The organism is Pseudomonas sp. P8_229 (genome assembly GCF_034008635.1).
In the GTDB taxonomy this organism is placed as follows: Bacteria; Pseudomonadota; Gammaproteobacteria; order Pseudomonadales; family Pseudomonadaceae; genus Aquipseudomonas.
Window position 1 is genome coordinate 2,493,725 of record NZ_CP125378.1, and the last position, 19,803, is coordinate 2,513,527.

Consider the following 19,803-nt stretch of genomic DNA (forward strand, 5'->3'; position numbering starts at 1 on the left):
AACAAAGGTTATGGACTCGTCATGCGCTTACGTCACATCGAGATTTTCCAGGCCATCCGCCAGACCGGTTCGATCAGCGCGGCCGCGCAGTTGCTGCACGTCTCGCAACCGGCAGTGACCAAGGTCTTGCAACACGCCGAGCAGCAATTGGGCTTCCCGTTGTTTTTGCGCGTACGCGGCAAGTTGCAGGCGACCCCGGAAGCGCTGGAGCTGGAACGCGAGGTCGACAAGGTCACGGAGAGCTTGCAAGGCGTGCGCCGTCTGGCCCAGAGCCTGCGCCGCGAGCCGGGCCACAGCCTGCGTATCGGCGCGACCCCGGCGCTGGCGCTGTCGTTGCTGCCACCGGCGATTCATGAGTGGACGACGCGTTATCCGGACAGCGCCTGCGAGCTGTCCAGCGCCCACAGCCGCGAGTTGATGCAGAACCTGCTGATGCGCGAAGTGGACGTGGCCCTGACCCTGCAACTGCCGGATCACCCGGGGCTGAAAGCGCAGCCATTGGCGGCAGGTGTGCTGGTGGCGTTGGCGCCGAAGGATTTCTGGCCGCTGGCAGACGTCGGCAAACCGCTGCCCTTGATGGCGCTCGCGGGGGCGCCGCTGATTGGCTTGTCCAGTGCCGACCCACTGGCGGCAAGGCTGGACAGCTATCTGGAAGCGGTCGAGCCGCCGCCCCGGGTGAGGATCGCCGTGCAGACCTATTCACTGGCGCGAGCGATGGTCGAGTCCGGTGCCGGGGTCGCGGTGATCGACCCGTTCACGGCGCTGGGTGCCTCGTCGGCGACCACCACTATCCGCCCCCTCGCCCCGCCGCTGCCGATCACCCTTTACGCCGTGACCCGCGCCACCGAACCACCGCCGCATACCCTCAACCATCTGCTGCAAATATTCAGCGATCGCGCGAAAAAGCAACTGGATGAACTGGTACCCCTGTAGGCCTTCGCCTGCTCGCGATGGCGGTGGATCAGCCAAAAACTCTGCCGCCTGACCTGACGCTATCGCGAGCTGGCGAAGGCCGACAGAGGGAGGGTGGTGTGTCTAGAGGACATAAAACAAAATCGCCACAAAGTGCAGCAGACTCCCGGCAATCACGAACAAATGCCAGATCCCATGCGCATGCCGCAACCGGTGATCCAGGGCAAAAAAGATGATCCCCACGGTGTACAACACGCCACCGGACGCCAGCCAGGCAAACCCGGTCGTGCCCAGCGCTGCGATCAGCGGCTTGACCGCCACCAGCACGATCCAGCCCATCACCGCGTAGATCACGATCGACAGGATCCGCGCCTCCGAGCGCGGCTTGATCTCTTGCAGGATGCCGATCAGCGCCAGCCCCCAGACAATCCCGAACAACGTCCAGCCCCACGGCCCGCGCAGGGTCACCAGGCAGAACGGCGTGTAACTGCCGGCGATCAGCAGATAGATCGAAAAGTGATCGACCTTCTTCATGATCGCTTTCTTGCGCCCGCGCACGCTGTGGTACACGGTCGAGGCGCTGTAGAGCACCAGCAAGGTAAACGCGTAGATCGCCACGCTGACAATTTTCCACGGACTGCCGTCGAGGCTGGCAATCACCAGCATCCACACGCCGCCGATAAACGCTGCCACTGCCCCGACCAGATGCGTCCAGGCGTTGAGTTTTTCTCCGTGATACATGTGTCGCTCACCTCAATATTCGTTACCGCAGCGCGCAAGGCTCGGGCCTTGAGCGTAAAAGCGCAATGTTTCTGTTCAACGCGGACCTGCGCACGCCACGGTAATTGGGCACAATCGGTCGATACCAAAAAGAGTCCGCGCCATGCTGATCGACGAAGAATTGACCCTGAAAAAACTCGAGGTGTTCCTCGCCTTCATGCGCACCGGCAATCTGGCGCGCGCCGCGGCCGAGTTGCAGACCAGCAATGTCAGCGTGCACCGGGCGATTCATTCGCTGGAAAGCGCTCTGCGCTGCCCGCTGTTCAAGCACGAAGGCCGCAACCTGACGCCGCTGGAAAGCGCCTACGTGCTCGAAGAACGGGCGCAGAAGCTGATTCAGGACGTGGTCGAAAGCGTACGCCTGACCCGCGAAGCCGCCGGATTCTCCGCTGAACGCTTCAAGCTCGGATCCCTGTATTCGCTGACGGTGAAAACCGTACCGCAACTGATCATGGGCCTGAAGATCCGTCGCAGCGAGCTCAACATTGACCTGATTCTCGGCTCGAACATCGACCTGCTCTACAAGCTGAAGAACATGGAAGTCGACGCGATCCTGGTGTCGCTGGACGACAGCGTCAGCGACCCGGACTGCGAACAGATCCCGCTGTTCTCCGATGACATTTTCCTCGCCACGCCGGCAGATTCAAGGTTCGCCCAGCGTCAGGAAGTCGATCTGGCCGAGGTCCGCGATGAAACGTTCATCACCCTGACCCAAGGCTTCGCGACCCATCAGGACGGCATCCGGGTGTTCAGGCAGGCGGGGTTCGAACCGAAGGTGGCGATGCAGGTGAATGACATTTTCACGCTGCTGAGCATGGTCAGCTCGGGGGTGGGTTATGCGTTGCTGCCAGGAAGGATTGCGGCGGTGTACGAGAATCGGGTGAAGCTGATTCCGTTGCAGGAGAAGTACCGGTTGCAGCAGCACATTGGCGTGGTGTTCTTGAAGGCCAAGGAGCGGGATCCGAATTTGCTGGCGTTGTTGGCGGAGTGTCGGATGTATGCCAATCGGCAGTTGGCGGATTAACAGCAGATCAAGAGCTTACTCCCTCACCCCAGCCCTCTCCCCCAAGGGGGCGAGGGGGAAAGGGGGCAGATCGGGGGGCTTTTCAAAGCCTGAGTTCGACTCAGGAATTTCAGGTCGGCGAACCTCCAATATCCACCTCGGTCAGTCCCCTCTCCCTCCGGGAGAGGGCTAGGGTGAGGGGCTGTTGATCTTCAACCCACAATCCCGCGAACAATGAAGAACAGCAGCGAAGGCCCCAGCAAACACCCAAGCCCGGTGTGAAACGTAGCCGTCAACGCCCCATAAGGCACCAACCGCCGATCCGTCGCCGCCAGCCCTGCGGTCACCCCACTCACCGTCCCGGCCAGACCACCGAAAACCATCGCCGAGCGCGGGTTATCCAGGCCCATCCAGCGCGCCGCCACCGGCGTGCCGACCATCACCAGAATCGCCTTGATCAACCCGGTGGCAATCGACAGCGCCATCACATCCGAAGTCGCACCAATCGCCGCACCGGTCACCGGCCCGACGATGTAAGTCACCGCGCCCGCACCGATGGTGGTCATGCTCACCGCATCGCGATAACCGAAGGCCCAGGCCATGCTCGCGCCGACAATGAACGGCAGAATCGTGCCCAGCAGCAGCGCGATCACGCCGATCAGCCCGGCTTTCTTCGCTTCGGTCGCCTGCACTTCGAACGCAGTCGCCACAATCGCGAAATCACGCAACATCGCCCCGCCCATCAGGCCGATACCGGAGAACAGCGACAGGTCCGCCAGACCCTTTTGCCCGCCGGTCATGGTACCGCCGACCCAGGCCAGCACCAGACCGATAACGATGGCAATCGCCGAGCCGTGAATGCGCCCGAACGTCAGCCGTTTGGAGAGAATCACCGAGACCCACATGATCACGCCGACGAAGGCGAAGGCCGTGACCAGACCGTTGTGTTCCAGACCGTTTTCAATGAGGTCCCACATGTCAGCGACCTCCTACTGGCGTGCCGACGGGCGTGACTTGCGCCGGTTCGTCGGGTAACGGCTCGCCTTTATGCGTGCGGCTGATCAGGGCAATGGTGCAGCCACAGACCACCACCGAACCGATCGCCGCCAGCACCGCCACCGGGCCGCCGTGCAGCGCGGTGACGACGTTCTGTTGCGCGGCCATCGCCACCACCACCGGAATGTACATCGCGCCCCAGAAGCCGACGCCCATCTCGCAGTCTTTGGTCATGCCACCGCGCTTCTGCATCCACAACCGCGCGCAGATCAACAGGATCATGGCGATGCCGACCCCGCCGACGTTGGATTTGACGCCCAGCAGTACACCGAGCATGTCACCCATGATCACCCCTGCCAGCGTACAGATCGCCAGCAGCGCCACACCGTAAATAATCATTGTTGTAGTCCTCAAAGTGCATCGTCGAATGTTGTTTTTGTTGTTCGAAGCCTGAGTCGCGGCGGTTTATGGTCGGCGGCCACCCTCCTCTCGCAACAGCGCCTGCAAGGTGTCCAGCCGCGCACTGTCGAAGGCAGTGACCGTGCCCTGCTCGAACACCCGGCGCGCCAGCCCGGTCAGTACCGCACCGGGCGGCAGTTCGATTTGTAGCCGCACGCCGCGCTCATAAGCGCTTTGCACGGTGCCGCGCCAGTCCACCACGCGGCACATGTTGAAGGCGAGGTCGTCGCGCAGAGCGTCAGGTTTGATCACCGGACGCGCGCGGCTGCCACTCAGGTAAGCGATTATCGGGGACTTCACTTCCACTTTCGCAAAGGCATCAGCGAGGATCTGAGCCGGTTGATCCAGCAACGGACAGTGCGACGGCACACTCACCGCCAGGCGCTTTGCCAGACCGGCGCCACGCCCGCGCGCCAGTTCGGCCACCGCTTGCATGGCCTTGTCGCTGCCGGCAATCACCACCTGGTTGTCGGCGTTGATATTGGCCAGATACACCGGCGAATCCTCGCTGTGCACCTGCGCCAGCAGCGTTTCGACTGTGGACAATTGCAGGCCGATGATCGCGGTCATGCCGTAGCCTTGTGGATAAGCTTGCTGCATCAGCTCACCGCGCAGGCTGACCAGATGCAACGCGTCGCTGAAGCTCAAAGAACCGGCAACCACCGCTGCCGGGTAAGCGCCGATGGACAGGCCGGCGACGTAATCCGCCGTGAGCCCGTCCTGCAACAGCTGCCGCGAGGCAGCGACCCCGGCGATCAACAGGCACAGCTGAACGGCTCGGGTGGTGCGCAACGCTTCGGGAGAATCGAGCAGCAGGACATCTTCACCGAGCACATCACTCGCCTCGATCAAGGTTTCCCGAGGCAAACGCTGGAGCATGCCTGGCTGCTGCGCGCCCTGGCCGGGAAACACCAGCAGACTGCTCACGCTGCCTGCTCCTGCGGGTTCCATGGGTCAGCCACCAGACAAGCCTGATGAGCGTTTTTCAGCAGCACTCGTGCCGAACCGCTGGCCCATTCACGCAAAGCCACAGCACCGAACGGAGTCTGCAATTGCATGTCGACCCGGCACATGGCTTGGTCGAAACGCGCGACCAGTTTACGTGCCTGATTACGCGTGATCAGTTGCGGTGTACGCAGAATCAGATCGAGGTCACTGGCCGCGTGCATCGCAGTAAAACCGCTGGCCAATTCAAAGCCGACACTGCCGCTGACGCCCCAAACCCAACCGCAATCGTCGAGCATCGGCCGCAGTTGTTGGAGCGCCTGCATCACTGGCAGATCGCGCTCGCAATCAACATGACAAAGCGCCTCCGGACTGACCCGACAGGCAATCGAATCCAGTGCCATAAACGCCGCCAACCGCTGCTCGCGCAACACACCGCGCACGCCGACCGCGACTAAACCTTCCTCGCTCAGCGCCCGCCGCACCACCACCGGTTGCCCGGCGGCCAGCGACTCGACTGCCCACTGCGGCGCATCCGCCGGCAGCTGCGCAGGCGTCATGCCCCACAGCAGATCGTGGGCCAGAGGCATGCTCACCACTGCGCCCTCAGCAGTTCGCGCACACGGCTGGATGCCTGGCGATTTTTTGCGCCAAGACGGTTGCTCAAATCAGTCGCGGCAATATCGTCGATGGCTTGCTTCAGGCATTCGCTGACCCGCGCCAGATCCTCCGCTGTCGGCTGCTCGATCTGCTGCACCGACAGGGTTTCCCAGAGCAATCCGAGGCTGGCGTAGCTGTCGATGTCGTAGGCCATTGGCGGCACGCTGGCGGCCAGCGCTTCCAGTTCCTCGACACTGCGCAAGGTCACCCGCGCCGCCGATGCCTTGCCCATGGCATGCACCATCACGCCCGGATCGCGCAGCGCGATCATGCGGTTGGCCTGATAACCGTGAGCGAGAAACGCCCCGGACATGGCCTTGCCCACCAGCAGCGCAATCAGCGGATGCCCGGCCAGACGCGCGCGGGCATAACTGTCCGCCGCACCAGCCAGCGCCTGGTGAATGCCGAGCGCTTCTTCGCGCCGGCCATAAGCCTGACTGGGTACATCGACGATGGCGATGATCGGGCGCTTCTGCGCTTTGTCGCGATCGGCAGTGATCACATCATCCACAGCCTTGGCCAAACCCCAGCCCTCGAGCAAACCGACTTCGCCGTTTCGGGCTCGAGGAAAACGATTATCCGGGTCAGCGACCACAGCGATAAAACGCCCGAGCTCGCCATCCGCCACCTTCAACGATGGCGGCAAACCTTCCACCGCAACTGCCCCCGCGCTCAGGGCGTTGAACCAGTTCAAACCGCGCAGTGAATAACCGCTCATGAGCGCTCTCCTTGATACAGATCGCGAACCACCGAAGGCTCGATTTGCTGGTCGGTGTCCAGGCTCGCCAGACGTCGCAGGAACCATTCGGCGCGCTGGCTGCGTGGCTGCGCGGGCAAACCTTGCTGCAGCAGTTCACCGACCTGCTGCCGAATCTGCGCCACGTCATCGGCCACATAACGATCCACCAGACCACTGGCGAAACGTTGCTCGCCACCGGTCAGGCTCCAGATAAATGGACGATCGCGCGAGTCGTATTCTTCGATGCCGGCTTCCTGCTCGATCACCTGTGGGCCGTTCAAACCCAGGCGTGCTTCCTGAGTCACCAGCAAATAGCTGCACAGCGCAGCGGCAATCGACATGCCACCAAAGCAACCGACGCTGCCCGCCACCACCCCAACCACCGGTTGGTACTGCTGCAAATCGACAATCGCCGCATGAATATCGGCAATCGCCGCCAGCCCGAGGTTGGCTTCCTGCAAGCGCACGCCGCCGGTTTCCAGCAGCAGCACGGCGCGGGTCGGAATGCCTTTGCGGTTATCTTCGGCGGCCAGTTCCAGTGCACCGGCAATCTTCGCCCCACCGACTTCGCCGAGGCTGCCGCCCTGAAACGCGCCTTCAATCGCCGCGATTACCACCGGCAAACCATCGAGGCTGCCCTTGGCGATCACCACACCGTCATCGGCTTGCGGCACCACGCCCTGGCGTTCGAGCCACGGCGACATGACGCGTTGAAACGGATCGAGCAATTCGCGGAAGGTCCCGGCGTCGAGCAAGGCTTTCGCCCGTTGCCGCGCACCGAGTTCGACGAAGCTGTGTTTGTGCAAAAGCGCTGCGCTGTCAGTCATGGCCGATCTCCTCGAAACCTTGTTCCAGCCGCAGGCGCACCACCCCCGGCGTCGCGCCGAAATCGTGGATATCGATGGCCATCGCCGGCGGCGTGGTACCGTCGAACATCCGCGCAAACAGGTGCTGCCAGCGCAGCTGCGCACCGTTGACCGAGGTCTGCACATTGATCGTCAGTTTGCCGGCCAGCCCCGGTTCGATCAGTACTTCCAGATCGCCCGAGCCGACACAACCGACCAGCGCCCGTCCACGTGGCGGCTGCCCGGCGGGGAATTCAAAGGATAAGGTTTCCATCAAAACGCTCCCTGAAGGATGCCGTCGCGCTCGATTCGGTCGAGCAGCAACGTGGCGGCGAGCAAGTCGGCGGCGCCACCGGGCGAGGCATTCAATGCGATGAGTTGTTGATCCAGTTCGTGCAGGCGACGACGCCCGGTGAGACTGGCGCTGCCACCGGCGTCGAGCACCGCTTGCGCGCCGTGTTGCATGGCCTGCAGACCTTGTTCACCGGCGCGGTAGAGCACGCAGGTGTCAGCGAGCTCAGTCATGATCGCGAGCAAGGCGTCGAGCCGGGCGTTCTGTTCGCCGTGGCCGTAGGCGCGGCTGCGCTTGAGTAGTGGCAGACCGCGTTGCAGCACTGAAGGGAAGCCGAGTTGTGCTTCCTCGCGGGCACCGCGTGCGCCGTAACGCAGGGCGACCTGGGCGCCGTGGCTCAAAGGTTTTGGTGCGTAGCGATCGTCCAGCAAGGCCAGACGCGCGGCGCGCAGGGTCACGGCGTTAGCACTGGAGGATTGCGGTTCCAGTGCAGCGGCGGTCACTAATAAACCCAGCGCCCAAATCGCCCCGCGATGCGTGTTCACGCCGTTGGTGGTCGCGAGCATCGCTTGCTCGCCTTCGCGGCCGATGCGGCCAATCGCTTCGCGCAACGGCAATCCGACTTTGCCTGTCGCGTTGGCGGCCTCGGCCATTTCCTTGAACGCCGGCCACAACGACAACGCCGACGCGTGCATCAGGCCCAGGTGCAAATCGGTGTGTGCGCCATTGCCACGCCGATCGACCAGCGCCGGTTTCGGCGACAGATCGGCTTCGTCGATCAGCGCATCCACCGCCAGATCGGCCAGGCGTTCGCTCAGGCTGACGGGTTTCGCTTGCAGGTTGAGTGCGTGCATTACCAGCTCCTGAACTTGGCGGGCGGGTTGTAGAGGCCGCCGGACCACTCGACCAGATCGGCCACGCTTTTCGCCGCAAGCAGTTCGCGGGTGGCGTCGGTGCGACGGATGCCGAGGTCTTCGGGCAAGGCGATCAGGCCTTCGCGGCGCATGCGTTCGGTGTCTTTCGGGTTGTGGCGCAGGCCGATGGCGGTGACGCCCGCCACCGCGGCGATCATCGCCTGGCGTTCTTCCAGCGAACGCGCCTTGTACAAGTAGGCGATACCTTCTTCGGTGAGCAGGTGAGTGACGTCGTCGCCGTAGATCATGATCGGCGCCAGCGGCATGCCGCTTTTCTTCGCCACTTCGACCGCGTCGAGGGTTTCGACGAAGGTCGGTTTGCCGCCCTCCTGGAAGGTCTCGACCATTTGCACCACGAGTTTCTTGCCGCGTTCGAGCATCGGTTGCTGCGAATCGTCGTGGCGCATGTCGAGCCACGCCGGGGTGCCGTGACGGCGACCGCGCGGGTCGTGGCCCATGTTCGGCGCGCCACCGAAACCGGCGAGACGGCCACGGGTGACGGTTGAGGAGTGGCCATCGCCATCGACCTGCAACGTCGCGCCGATAAACAGATCCACCGCGTATTGCCCGGCGAGTTGGCAGAACATCCGGTTGGAACGCAGCGAGCCATCGCGGCCGGTGAAGAACACGTCCGGGCGCGCGGCGATGTAGTTTTCCATGCCCAGTTCGGTGCCGAAGCAATGCACGCTTTCGACCCAGCCGCTTTCAATCGCCGGAATCAGCGTCGGGTGCGGGTTGAGCGTCCAGTTGCGGCAGATCTTGCCTTTGAGACCGAGGGATTCGCCGTAGGTCGGCAGGATCAATTCGATGGCGGCGGTGTTGAAACCGATGCCGTGGTTGAGCGACTGCACGTTGTGTTTTTCGTAGATACCGCGAATCGCCATCATCGCCATCAACACGTGCACAGGCTTGATGTGGCGTGGGTCGCGGGTGAACAGCGGTTCAATGTAGAACGGCTTGTCGGCGACCACGACGAAATCGACCCATGAGGCAGGGATGTCTACGCGGGGCAGCTCGCTGACGTCGTCGACCAACTGGTTGACCTGGACGATGACGATGCCGTCGCTGAACGCCGCCGGTTCGATCAGTGCGGGAGTGTCTTCGGTGCTGGGGCCGGTGTAGATGTTGCCTGCGCGGTCGGCCATGAACCCGGCCGAGAGCACAACGTTGGGGATCAGGTCCACCACCAGCCGTGCGTAGAGTTCGATGTAGGTGTGAATCGCACCGACTTCCAGCAAGCCGTCTTCGAGCAACTGGCTGATGCGCAGGCTCTGGGTGCCGGCGAAGGAGAAGTCGAGCTTGCGGGCGATGCCGCGTTCGAACAGGTCCAGATGCTCGGAGCGACCGACGCTGGGCATGATCATATGCAGGTCGTGGAGCTTTTCCGGGTCAGCCTTGGCCAGCGAACGAGAAAGAAAATCCGCCTGCTTCTGGTTGTTGCCCTCCAGCACCACACGGTCTCCGGGATGGATCAGCGCTTCGAGCGCGGCGACGATCTTGTCGGTGGGCAACACCACACCGTCGGCCAGCCCGCGCACCTTGTCGAGACGCCGCTGCTTCTCGTCACGCCGCCGCGTCCAGCGCGAGTCGGGGGAAATTGTTGTTGTCATGCTCACTCCACGGGGTTCGCTGTCGTGGAGCTAAGGTAGGCGTGTGGGGTGGGGGCATCAATCAAGCGCAGCGGCGAATCATTACGCCCAGGGTAACGATCAAAAGCACCCTCACCCTAGCCCTCTCCCGGAGGGAGAGGGGACCGATTGGGGGATGCTCAAGGGATACGCCGACCTGATCGTGCTTTACTGAATCCATAATCGACTGGGTATTTCAGGTCGATGTACAACGCCAGACACCTCGGTCGGCCCCCTCTCCCTCCGGGAGAGGGCTGGGGTGAGGGTTGGCTTTTAAATCACTCCGTCGGCACCAACCTGTCCAACAAACGGTTGACGGCCATCTCCGCCACCATCACCACCTGCGCAATACCTTGCACAGTCTTGCGGTGCGTGCCTTGCACCATTGCTGCATGGTTGTTGAGCATCACCGTAGCCGAGCCGAGGGTTTCGCTGGCGTCGGCCAGCAGGGATTCGGTGTCGGCATTGGGATTGGCCATGTACAGCGTGTTGGGGGTGTAAGGCGTGGCCATCAGATCGGCGTTGGTCGGGCCGAGGTAATGGTCGAGGGCGCGTTCGGCGGCTTCGTGGAATTTCTTTGAGTCGGGGGATTCGTAGGGGGATGCGGGATCGGTATCCGGCGGGTTTGGCGAAGGTTTTATCATTTTTCAGGTTCCGGAATAAGGCTGGAACCGCTTCTCTGCTAAAAGAAGGGGTGGCAGCTGAACGCAGGTTAGCAGACCGGGGAACCTAAGGAAGCCGGCGCGCCGAAGCGCCCTGCGCACAGCCGCCATCGAATGCAGGCGAAGCCTGACGATGGTGTATGTGCACCCTTAGATTAACCACGGGCTACTAAACCCGATCACTGGAAATCAGTGACGGGATCAAGTTACGCAGCCAACCGAGGGCGCACAAGCCGGCGGATTCTGGTGCATGCGTAGGCAGCGGCGCAAGGATTTGTAGGCTGGTTAGGCGTAACACTGAGTGTCTTTAAACAGCTGTGCTGAATAGTGTTTATTGCGCTACAGGAATTGGGATTTGTCTGTCGGATTTTGGGTGATGCCGCAGGCGCTATCGCGAGCAGGCTCACTCCTACAGGGGGAACGCATTCCAATTGTAGGAGTGAGCCTGCTCGCGATGAGGCCAGTCAGGCCACTGAAGACTCCGGATCAGTGGATAAGTCCGGCATCCACCAACAACTGCTCCAACCCCAACAAATCCGGCACCTTGGCCACTTGCTCCCCGACTTGCACCGCCGCCTGCTCCAGCGCACACAACGGCACATCGACATAACTCAACTGACTGTCGAGCTTGTACGAGCGCGGAATCCCCTGCACCAGCAGCGCAATGAATTTCAGCTGCGGCAAGCCGCCGAGGGCATTGAGGATGACGATTCGCGCGCGCTCACCAATGACGATTTTCTGCCCGCAGGCCGACTCGAAACTCAGCAGCGGAATCTGCCGCTCACGCCACTTCACCCGTCCCAGATACCACGGCGGTGTGTCCAGATCGAACGCGCTGGCCTGATAGTCGATCAACTCAGCGACAGCGACGTTAGGCAGGATCAGATTGCGGTCGGCCAGCGGCAGCAGCAGGCCGGTGAGTTGACTGGTGCGCGCGTTGTGGCGGCGCTCATGCATGTTTCTTGCTCCAGTGGGCAATGCTTTCGAGCAGCACCGATTCCTGGTACGGCTTGCCGAGGTAGTCGTTGACGCCGATGGCCATCGCGCGGTCGCGGTGTTTCTGCCCGGTGCGCGAGGTGATCATGATGATCGGCAGGTGTTGCAGGCGTTCGTCATTGCGCACCTGGGTGGCGACTTCGAAGCCGTCCATGCGCGGCATTTCGATGTCGAGCAACATCAGGTCCGGCATGTGTTCTTCGAGCAGCAGCATGGCATCGACCCCGTCCTTGGCGGTCAGCACGTTCATGCCGTGGCGTTCGAGCAAACGGCTGGTGACCTTGCGCACGGTGACCGAGTCGTCGACCACCAGCACCAGCAGCGGTTTGTGCGGCTCGCTGTCGATTTCCGCGTGCGCCGGACGCTGCGCGACCCGCGCCTGCATCGCGCGGATCGGCGCCAGCAGGTCAAGAATCAACACCACCCGGCCATCGCCGAGAATCGTCGCCCCCGACACGCCCTGCACCGCACCGAACTGCGGGCCGAGGCTCTTGACCACGATCTCGCGAGTGCCGGCCATCGCGTCCACCTGCACCGCGATGTGCCGGTCATTGCACTGCACCAGCAGCACTGGCAACGGCAGACTCTGGCCGAGCAGTTTCGGCCGTGGTGCGGTTTTCAGCAGCTCGCCCAGATAGCACAACTCGTAACGCTGGCCGCCGTAGTGATAGCTCGGCGGATCATTGCGGTAATGCCCTTCCAGATCATTCGGCAACACGCGGACGATGCCTTCAATGGTGTTCAGCGGAATCGCGTATTGATCCTCGCCGCTCTGCACCATCAGTGCACGGTTGACCGATACGGTGAACGGCAAGCGAATGCGGAAATGCACACCCTGCCCGGGCACCGAGTCGATGCTCATGGTGCCGCCGAGCTGGCGGACTTCTTCGTGGACTACGTCCATGCCGACGCCGCGTCCGGAAATCTGGGTGATCTTTTCAGCGGTGGAGAATCCCGGCTGCAGGATGAACTGCAACACATCGCGGTCGCTGATCTCGGCATCCGGCGCCAGCAAACCACGCTTGATCGCCTTGCGCCGCACCGCATCCAGCGGCACACCGGCGCCGTCATCGCGGATATCGAAAACGATGTCGCCGCCCTCGCGGGACAGGTCCAGGCTGATCGTGCCCTGCGCCGGCTTGCCCGCCGCCAGCCGCACTTCGGCAGACTCCAGACCGTGGTCAACGGCATTACGCAGCATGTGTTCCAGCGGCGCGGCCATGCGCTCCAGCACGTTGCGGTCCATCTCGCCTTCGGCGTTGTCGATGATGAACGCAACGTCCTTGTTCAGCTCTTCGGCGACCTGACGCACGATGCGCTTGAGCCGCGGCAACATGCGCTCGAACGGCACCATGCGCGTGCGCATCAGGCCTTCCTGCAATTCGGTGTTGATCCGCCCCTGTTGCTGCAACAGGTTCTCGGCGTCGTGGTTGCGACGGTCGAGGGTTTCCTTGAGGTCGAGCAGGTCGGAGGCGGATTCGAACAGGGCACGCGACAGTTGCTGCAACTGCGAATGACGGTCCATTTCCAGCGGATCGAATTCTTCGTAACCGAGGCGTTCGGCATCGACCTGCTGTCGGCTGAGAATCCGCCCCTGGGTTTCGGTATCGAGCCGGCGCAACTGATCGCGCATGCGCTCGATGGTGGTTTCCATCTCGTTCAGCGCGGTTTGCGCATCGCTGACCTGCTGCTCGATACGCCCACGGAAAATCGAGGTTTCACCGGCCAGATTGACCAGCTCATCGAGCAGTTCGGCGGAGACCTTGACCATGTCCGCACCGGCGTCGACGGCCGGCGCCGCAGCTTCGGTCTTGACCACAACCGGTACCAGCGGCGGCGTGTCGGGCGTCACCGGGTGGCTGAAGTTCTGGATCGCGCTGATCAGTCGATCTGCTGGCGGGCACGGCTGTCCGGCGCGCACGCCGTCGAGCATTTGCGCCAGGCGGTCATGCCCGCGTTGCACCAGCGCAAACAGTTCGGCGGACGGTTGCAGCACACCGGTGGCGAGGCTTTCGTAAAGGTATTCCAGCTCATGGGCAAGGTCGCCGATCGGGCCGATCTCGACCATCCGTGCGCCGCCCTTGAGAGTGTGCAGATCGCGCAGCAGGGTTTCCACTTCCTGGCGATTGCCCGGCTCGGCCTGCCAGCGCAGCAACGCCGCGCCGGAGTTTTCGATGATGTCGAAACCTTCTTCGAGGAAGATCTCCAGCAGCTCCGGGTCATGCGCGGCGCTGTCGTGCTCGGCGGCCGGTTGCGCGGCTTCGGCACTGCCGGATGCGCCCTGACGGAACTGGCGGATCGCCTCGATCAGCTCCTGCGCCGGGCGCAGTGGCTGATGATCCTGCAACTGCTCCAGCAACAAGGCCAGGCGGTCATGACTCTTGTGCAGCAAACGGCCCAGCCTCTCGCTGTGACTGTAGCGACGATCCACCAGCCCTTCGTAAAGACCTTCCAGCTCATGGGCCAGATCGCCGATGGCATCGACCTCGGCCATTCGCGCGCCACCCTTGAGGGTGTGCAAGTCGCGCTGCAACGACGACAGCGGCGCACTGTTGTCCGGATCGCTCAACCAGCGCTGCAAGGCCTGGCCGGCGCTGTCGAGAATGTCCACCGCCTCTTCGAGGAAGATCTCGACGATCTCGTCGTCGGGAGCGGTCTCGGGATTGGCCTGGGCAAGTTCGGCGGTCGCGGCGCCCAGCTCATGGATGCTCAAGGTGCGGCTGCCGTCGCTGCGGATCAGCCCCATGGAGGTGGGGTCGAGGCTTTCGTCGAGCAGTTCGTGCAGGGCGCGGATACGTTGCGGCTGCGGCGTGACTTCCTGGCCGGCGGCCAGTTCGTCGAGCATGTTGATCAGCGCTTCGTGAGCATTCTGCGCCTCCTGGAAAAACCGCTCACTGACCGCCAGGCTGCTTTCTTCCACCGCGCCATAGAGGTCGAGCAAGGCTTCGCACAGGACGTCGACCGGCAGCAGATCGGCGAGGTGTGCGCCTTCGCCCAAAGTGGTCAGTTCATCCAGCAGCGCGCTGAGTTCCTGGCGCTCGCCGGGGTGCTGCTGCCAACGTTGCAACAGGCTTTCGGCGTCGAGCAGGATGTCCATGCCCTGAGCGAGAAAGTTGTTGATCAGTTGCGGATCGCGCTTGACCCGCAGGCCGGTATTCGGCGCATTGAGGATCGCTTCCAGACGTTCGGCGAGCAGTGTGCCCGTGCGTTTGATCAGCGACTGCGCACCGACAATCGGCGCCAGCGGATCATGCTTGAGCTGACGCAGGCCAACCCGGAACAGGCCTTCGGCTTCGAGCAGCAATTCCACTTCGTCCAGATCGAGTGGCAACTGATGCGCCTTGAACTCGCGGGCCAGTTGATCCAGCGGCGCCGCCAGCTCGGCAATCGGCAGCACACCGGCCATCGACGCACTGCCCTTGAGGGTGTGCAAGGCGCGCTGCAACTCGTCGCTGGCCTGCAGCGGCACATGCTCGGCGGCCTGATCGAGGAAACGGTTGAGGCTGGCGAGGTGGGTTTCGGCCTCGTTGCGGAAGATCTCCAGCAACAGCGGATCAAGCGCGGCAACGTCGGCGACGTCTTCTTCGGCCAATGCTTGATCGCCTTTGGCCAGAGCGTGCGCACGGGCCGCGAGTTGATCGACATCGCTGCGCTGACGCTGGCGCTGAGTGGCGAATTCGTTGATCAGCTCCGGCAGCAACAGCACGCTGTCCTGAAGCAACTGCTGAACCTGCGGGCCGGGCTCGACGCTGTGTTCCAGCACGCGGTTGAGCAGGTTTTCCACCGCCCACGCCAGCTCGCCAAGGATCAACGCGCGAACCATGCGCCCGCTGCCCTTCAAGGTGTGGAAGGCGCGACGCAGTTCGGTCAGCGCGGCGCGATCATCGGTGTCGGCCGACCAGCGCGGCAGGTATTCGTGCAGGACCTCGAGCACCTCGTCGGTCTCCTCGAGGAACACTTCGCGCAGTTCATCGTCCACCGGTTCTTCATCGGCGGGCGGCGGCATCAGGCTGCCGGGGGTGATCCGTGCCGGCGGGTTGAGCGCCGACACCGGGCTGGCCAGCACATCGGCCAGCGACTGCACCGTCTCGGGGTCATCCAGCGCTTGCAGGTCCTGCATCACCCGCGCTTCGCCGGGGCTGAGCACGTCGTCAAGCAGCGGCACACGCGGTTCGCGGGGCTGCTCGTCGAGCGGGTCCTTGGGAAAAAAACCGAGGCTGGCGAGGCTCTTCTGCGCGACGTCCAGCAATTGCTCGTTCGGCGCCTGCGGATCGTCGCTCAGACGCTCGAGGTAATACTCAAGGCTGGTGATGACGTCGGCCAGATTATCCAGCTGCTGCCAACCTGGCTCGTGGGGATCGAGCAGCAGGTGCTCGCGGATGAAACGGTTGCAGGCCTCGACCAGGCTCGCCGCCCGGCTCAGCGGAATCATCGCCAGCGCGCCGCGCACCTGGGTCAGCAGCTCCGGCAACGGTTGCAGTTGCTGGCGATCCCAGTCGGCGTCGATATAGTCGACGATCATGTCCTTGGCCTGTTGCAGACAGATGCGCGCTTCCTTGATCACGATCTGGTGGATCTGCGTCAGGTCGGTGGTCGGCAAACGCGCGTCTTCGGGGCTTTCCGGCTCCACCTTGCCGACCATCCCGGCGAGATTCGCTTCGACGTAGAGCAAGGCGCCGGCCACATCCATCAGTGTGGCGTCACTCGGTTCGCGCTGGCCTTGAGCGAGGCTGAGCACCACTGCCAGTTGATCGATGATGACTTTACGCGGCTGGCCGAAACCGAGCACCGCCAGGGTGTCGGCGATCTGCCGCAGTGGCGCCAGCAGGCTCTCCAGGTCGGAGGCATGCTGGCGGTCGCTGCGCACGAACAGATCAAGGCGTTCCTTGACCCGCACCAGTTCTTCACACAATGCCGTGAGCACCGAGCGCATCGCATCGCGGTCGGGACCGGCCAGGCGCGCGCGTTCTTCGTCGAGCATCGCGCTGTCGGGCAACGCGTCGTCCAGGGAGTAGCGATCTTTCATGGTCAGCATCTGCCCGGTGGGATGTTCGGCTTTGGCAATATAGAACAGCAGACTTTTGAGCAGCTCCGCAGGCGGCGGCTGATTGAGGCCGCGCATGCCTTGTTCGAGCAGGCGCTTGAGTTCCTTGTCGGCATCCTTGAACAGGCTGCGCAGCGCCGGGCTGTGGGCGATGACGCCTTCGCGCATGCCTTCGACCAGCGCCGATACCACTTGCCACAAGGGGCTCAACGGCGCGTCGCCGCTCAAGGCTTCAAGTCGGTTGAAGACTTTCGCCAGGTAGTCCAGATGCGTCTGGTCATCCTGCTCGCGCAACAGACCGACCAGCGCCATTTGCAGCATCTGGCGCAACTTGCGCAGCACGTTCGGCAGTTCCGCTGGCTCCAGCAGCGCCAGCGCTGCATCGCTGAGCGGCGCCAGTTCGGGCAGTTGCGGGCTGAACAGGCTGGTTTCCGAGAGCAGGCTTTCACCCCGGGCGCTGCGCAGATCGTTGATCAGCGGCAGCACCACCAAGGGCAGATCGCGGCGGGCACTCTGCACGCGATCGAGGTAGATCGGCAGTTGCCCGAGGGCTTGCAGCAGCAGGTGCAGGGCTTCGTCGCGATGGCTGACGCGTTCGTGCTGCAGGGCCTCGATCAGATGTTCCATCTCTTCGGCAAGCAAGGCGGCGCCATAGAACTCAACCATCTGCAGACTGCCGTGCACCTGATGGACGTAGTCAAGGCACTCGTCCAGCCCAGGAAACGCCTGCGAATCATCGAGCACGGCTTCAATCGCCTGATGCGCCTGTTTCAGCGTTTCGGCAATCTCGCCCTTGACCCATTCGAGGGCCACGTAGTCGTGCCGGTCACCCATAACCACTCCACTCACGCCTTGTCCGTCGCGGACGCCGACGGCAAGGTGAAACCGGATACCGAACGGCGCAGCTGACTGGCCATCTTCGCCAGGTTGCCAATGCTCTCGGCAGTGGCGGTGGAACCGGACGAAGTCTGCGTGGTGATCTGCTGGATCACGTTCATCGTCAGGGAAATCTGCCCGGCCGACGAGGTCTGCTGCTGCGCCGCGTTGGAAATGCTCTGGATCAGCGCCGCGAGAGTCTTCGATACGCCTTCGATTTCTTCCAGGGCTACACCGGCATCCTGCGCCAGCCGCGCGCCGCGCACCACCTCGGTGGTGGTCTGCTCCATGGAAATCACCGCTTCGTTGGTGTCGGTCTGGATCGCCCGCACCAGGGTTTCGATCTGCCGAGTGGCGGCGGACGAGCGCTCGGCCAGACGCTGTACCTCATCGGCAACCACCGCGAAACCACGCCCGGCATCCCCGGCCATCGACGCCTGAATCGCCGCGTTAAGGGCGAGGATGTTGGTCTGGTCGGCAATGTCGTCGATCAGGCTGACGATGTCGCCAATCTCCTGCGAGGATTCGCCGAGGCGCTTGATGCGCTTGGCGGTGTCCTGAATCTGTTCGCGAATGTTGTCCATGCCGTGGATGGTGTTGTGCACCACCTCGTTGCCTTTGTTGGCGATTTCCACGGAGCGCTCGGCCACTGCCGAAGACTCCGCGGCATTGGCTGAGACCTGATCGATGGACTCGGCCATGTCGCTGATCGCGGTCGAGGCTTCGGAAATCTGCTGCGCCTGATGCTCCGAGGCCTGGGCCAGGTGCATGGCGGTGGCCTGGGTTTCCTGCACGGCGGCGGCGACCTGGCCGGCGGTGAGGTTGATGGTCGCCACCAGATCGCGCAGTTGATCGACCGAGTAGTTGATCGAGTCGGCGATGGTCCCGGTGAAGTCTTCGGTCACCGAGGCGGTCACGGTCAGGTCGCCGTCGGCGAGGTCTTCGATTTCGTCGAGCAGGCGCATGATTGCGTTCTGGTTGCGCTCGTTCTTCTCGGCGGTTTCACGCAACTGGCGGTTGGTTTCACGGACCATGACCATGCCGATCAGGATGATCGAGGCCAGCGCCAGCAAGCCCAGCACGTAGCCGCCGATGGTGTCGGTGCTACGCCCGCCGGCGAGGTTTTCAAAACCGGTGGCCAGGTGCGAGGCTTCGTCGAGCAGGGTCTGCGACAGGCTGAAGATGTTGCTCGCCGACTCACGGACCTTGAACAGCTCCGGCGAGGTTTCGAGGATTTCATCCACGGAGCCGGAGACGAACTGGAACAGCTCGGAGATTTCGCTGAGGCGTGCGCGGGCATCGCGGTCTTCGACCTGGCTGATTTTCAGGGTCGGGTTACCTTGCAGCATGCCGTTGAGCACCTGGCCGAATCGGGTGGCGTCGCGGCCAAAGGCATCGGCCGCCTGCTGCGAGTTCTCGTCGCCGGCGAGCACGGTGTTGACCGCGCCGAGGATGCGTTCAGCCAGCAGCGACTGACGCTGGGCCATCGCCACTTGCGCGGCCGGGGCGCCGCGTTGCAGGAGGATCTCGACGACTTTTTCGTATTCGATCTGCAGCTGCGGCACGGTTTCAGCCAGAGTCGCGGCGACTTGATGCAGCGACAGCACGGTCTGCTCGCTGGAGAGAATCGCGTCGGTGTTTTTCAGCAGGCGTTCCCAGTCCAGTTGCACGGCGCGCATTTCCGGGCGCACGGTGGCCGGCGCGGGTGGCAGGCCGGTCGCCGGGTCGCCCTTCTTCAGGTAGCTCCAGCGCTGGGCAAAATCATTGCGCGCATCGCTCAACAGCTTGAACGCGGCAGCCTTGCCGGCGGCGGCTTCGGTGGCGTTCTTGGCGATGCGTTGCGACAGCACGCGCAGCTCACCGGCGTGGCCGATGTACTGTTTGTCGTAGTTGGCCTGGGTATTGAGGTACGCGAAGTTGGCGAACAGCAGCATGATGAACACGATCAGTGCGATGAACAGCACGATGATCTGCGAGCGACTGCGCGATCCTTCTGCTGACTTGCCTGTTTTTGCTTTTGTCATCGGTCCTCGCCTATGAAACCTGCCACGA

At 63.0% G+C, this 19,803-nt stretch carries 16 protein-coding genes; 2 read left to right on the plus strand and 14 right to left on the minus strand.

Features of this window, described 5'->3' with window-relative positions; genetic code table 11:
- Positions 1 to 21: 21 nt before the first annotated feature.
- Positions 22 to 933: a LysR family transcriptional regulator gene (locus tag QMK55_RS11300; RefSeq protein ID WP_102357719.1), complete on the plus strand. Its 912-nt coding sequence runs from the start codon at positions 22 to 24 to the stop codon at positions 931 to 933.
- A gap of 102 nt (positions 934 to 1,035) precedes the next feature.
- Here the strand turns inward: QMK55_RS11300 and trhA are convergent, their stop codons facing one another.
- Positions 1,036 to 1,653: a PAQR family membrane homeostasis protein TrhA gene (gene trhA / locus QMK55_RS11305; RefSeq protein ID WP_047596560.1), complete on the minus strand. Its 618-nt coding sequence runs from the start codon at positions 1,651 to 1,653 to the stop codon at positions 1,036 to 1,038.
- Between the two features lie 142 nt (positions 1,654 to 1,795).
- On the opposite strand from trhA, the gene QMK55_RS11310 reads away from it, so the two are divergent.
- Positions 1,796 to 2,716 (plus strand): LysR substrate-binding domain-containing protein, encoded by a 921-nt coding sequence (locus QMK55_RS11310; protein WP_102357717.1) that lies wholly within the window; start codon positions 1,796 to 1,798, stop codon positions 2,714 to 2,716.
- A 191-nt stretch (positions 2,717 to 2,907) separates the two neighbouring features.
- On the opposite strand, the gene madM is transcribed toward QMK55_RS11310, so the two are convergent.
- The 13 genes from madM to QMK55_RS11375 form a co-directional block, all read right to left on the minus strand.
- Positions 2,908 to 3,672: a malonate transporter subunit MadM gene (gene madM, locus QMK55_RS11315; RefSeq protein WP_102359002.1), complete on the minus strand. Its 765-nt coding sequence runs from the start codon at positions 3,670 to 3,672 to the stop codon at positions 2,908 to 2,910.
- 1 nt (position 3,673) lies between these two features.
- Positions 3,674 to 4,090 carry a malonate transporter subunit MadL gene (madL, locus tag QMK55_RS11320; protein ID WP_102359001.1) on the minus strand — a complete coding sequence of 139 codons (417 nt, stop codon included), beginning with the start codon at positions 4,088 to 4,090 and terminating at the stop codon, positions 3,674 to 3,676.
- Between the two features lie 66 nt (positions 4,091 to 4,156).
- Positions 4,157 to 5,077: a malonate decarboxylase subunit epsilon gene (gene mdcH / locus QMK55_RS11325; protein ID WP_320329195.1), complete on the minus strand. Its 921-nt coding sequence runs from the start codon at positions 5,075 to 5,077 to the stop codon at positions 4,157 to 4,159.
- Positions 5,074 to 5,694 carry a malonate decarboxylase holo-ACP synthase gene (locus QMK55_RS11330; RefSeq protein WP_320329196.1) on the minus strand — a complete coding sequence of 207 codons (621 nt, stop codon included), beginning with the start codon at positions 5,692 to 5,694 and terminating at the stop codon, positions 5,074 to 5,076. The genes mdcH and QMK55_RS11330 overlap by 4 nt, the downstream gene beginning before the upstream one ends.
- Entirely contained in the window at positions 5,688 to 6,473 is a 786-nt protein-coding gene (gene mdcE, locus QMK55_RS11335) for a biotin-independent malonate decarboxylase subunit gamma (protein WP_320329197.1), read from the minus strand. Before mdcE ends, QMK55_RS11330 begins: the two co-directional genes overlap by 7 nt.
- Complete coding sequence (locus QMK55_RS11340) at positions 6,470 to 7,321, minus strand: biotin-independent malonate decarboxylase subunit beta (protein WP_102358997.1); 852 nt, start codon at positions 7,319 to 7,321, stop codon at positions 6,470 to 6,472. The genes mdcE and QMK55_RS11340 overlap by 4 nt, the downstream gene beginning before the upstream one ends.
- Entirely contained in the window at positions 7,314 to 7,613 is a 300-nt protein-coding gene (locus QMK55_RS11345) for a malonate decarboxylase subunit delta (RefSeq protein WP_007913697.1), read from the minus strand. Before QMK55_RS11345 ends, QMK55_RS11340 begins: the two co-directional genes overlap by 8 nt.
- On the minus strand, positions 7,613 to 8,485 hold the full coding sequence (locus tag QMK55_RS11350) for a triphosphoribosyl-dephospho-CoA synthase (protein ID WP_320329198.1): 873 nt from the start codon (positions 8,483 to 8,485) through the stop codon (positions 7,613 to 7,615). Before QMK55_RS11350 ends, QMK55_RS11345 begins: the two co-directional genes overlap by 1 nt.
- Positions 8,485 to 10,155: a malonate decarboxylase subunit alpha gene (gene mdcA / locus QMK55_RS11355; RefSeq protein ID WP_007913685.1), complete on the minus strand. Its 1,671-nt coding sequence runs from the start codon at positions 10,153 to 10,155 to the stop codon at positions 8,485 to 8,487. Before mdcA ends, QMK55_RS11350 begins: the two co-directional genes overlap by 1 nt.
- Positions 10,156 to 10,451: 296 nt before the next feature.
- Complete coding sequence (locus QMK55_RS11360) at positions 10,452 to 10,817, minus strand: DUF6124 family protein (RefSeq protein WP_320329199.1); 366 nt, start codon at positions 10,815 to 10,817, stop codon at positions 10,452 to 10,454.
- A gap of 504 nt (positions 10,818 to 11,321) precedes the next feature.
- Complete coding sequence (locus tag QMK55_RS11365) at positions 11,322 to 11,792, minus strand: chemotaxis protein CheW (protein ID WP_320329200.1); 471 nt, start codon at positions 11,790 to 11,792, stop codon at positions 11,322 to 11,324.
- Positions 11,785 to 17,709, minus strand: a complete 5,925-nt coding sequence (locus QMK55_RS11370) for an Hpt domain-containing protein (RefSeq protein WP_320329201.1) — start codon at positions 17,707 to 17,709, stop codon at positions 11,785 to 11,787. Before QMK55_RS11370 ends, QMK55_RS11365 begins: the two co-directional genes overlap by 8 nt.
- Before the next feature lie 11 nt (positions 17,710 to 17,720).
- Positions 17,721 to 19,775 carry a methyl-accepting chemotaxis protein gene (locus QMK55_RS11375; RefSeq protein ID WP_320329202.1) on the minus strand — a complete coding sequence of 685 codons (2,055 nt, stop codon included), beginning with the start codon at positions 19,773 to 19,775 and terminating at the stop codon, positions 17,721 to 17,723.
- Positions 19,776 to 19,803: the final 28 nt, after the last annotated feature.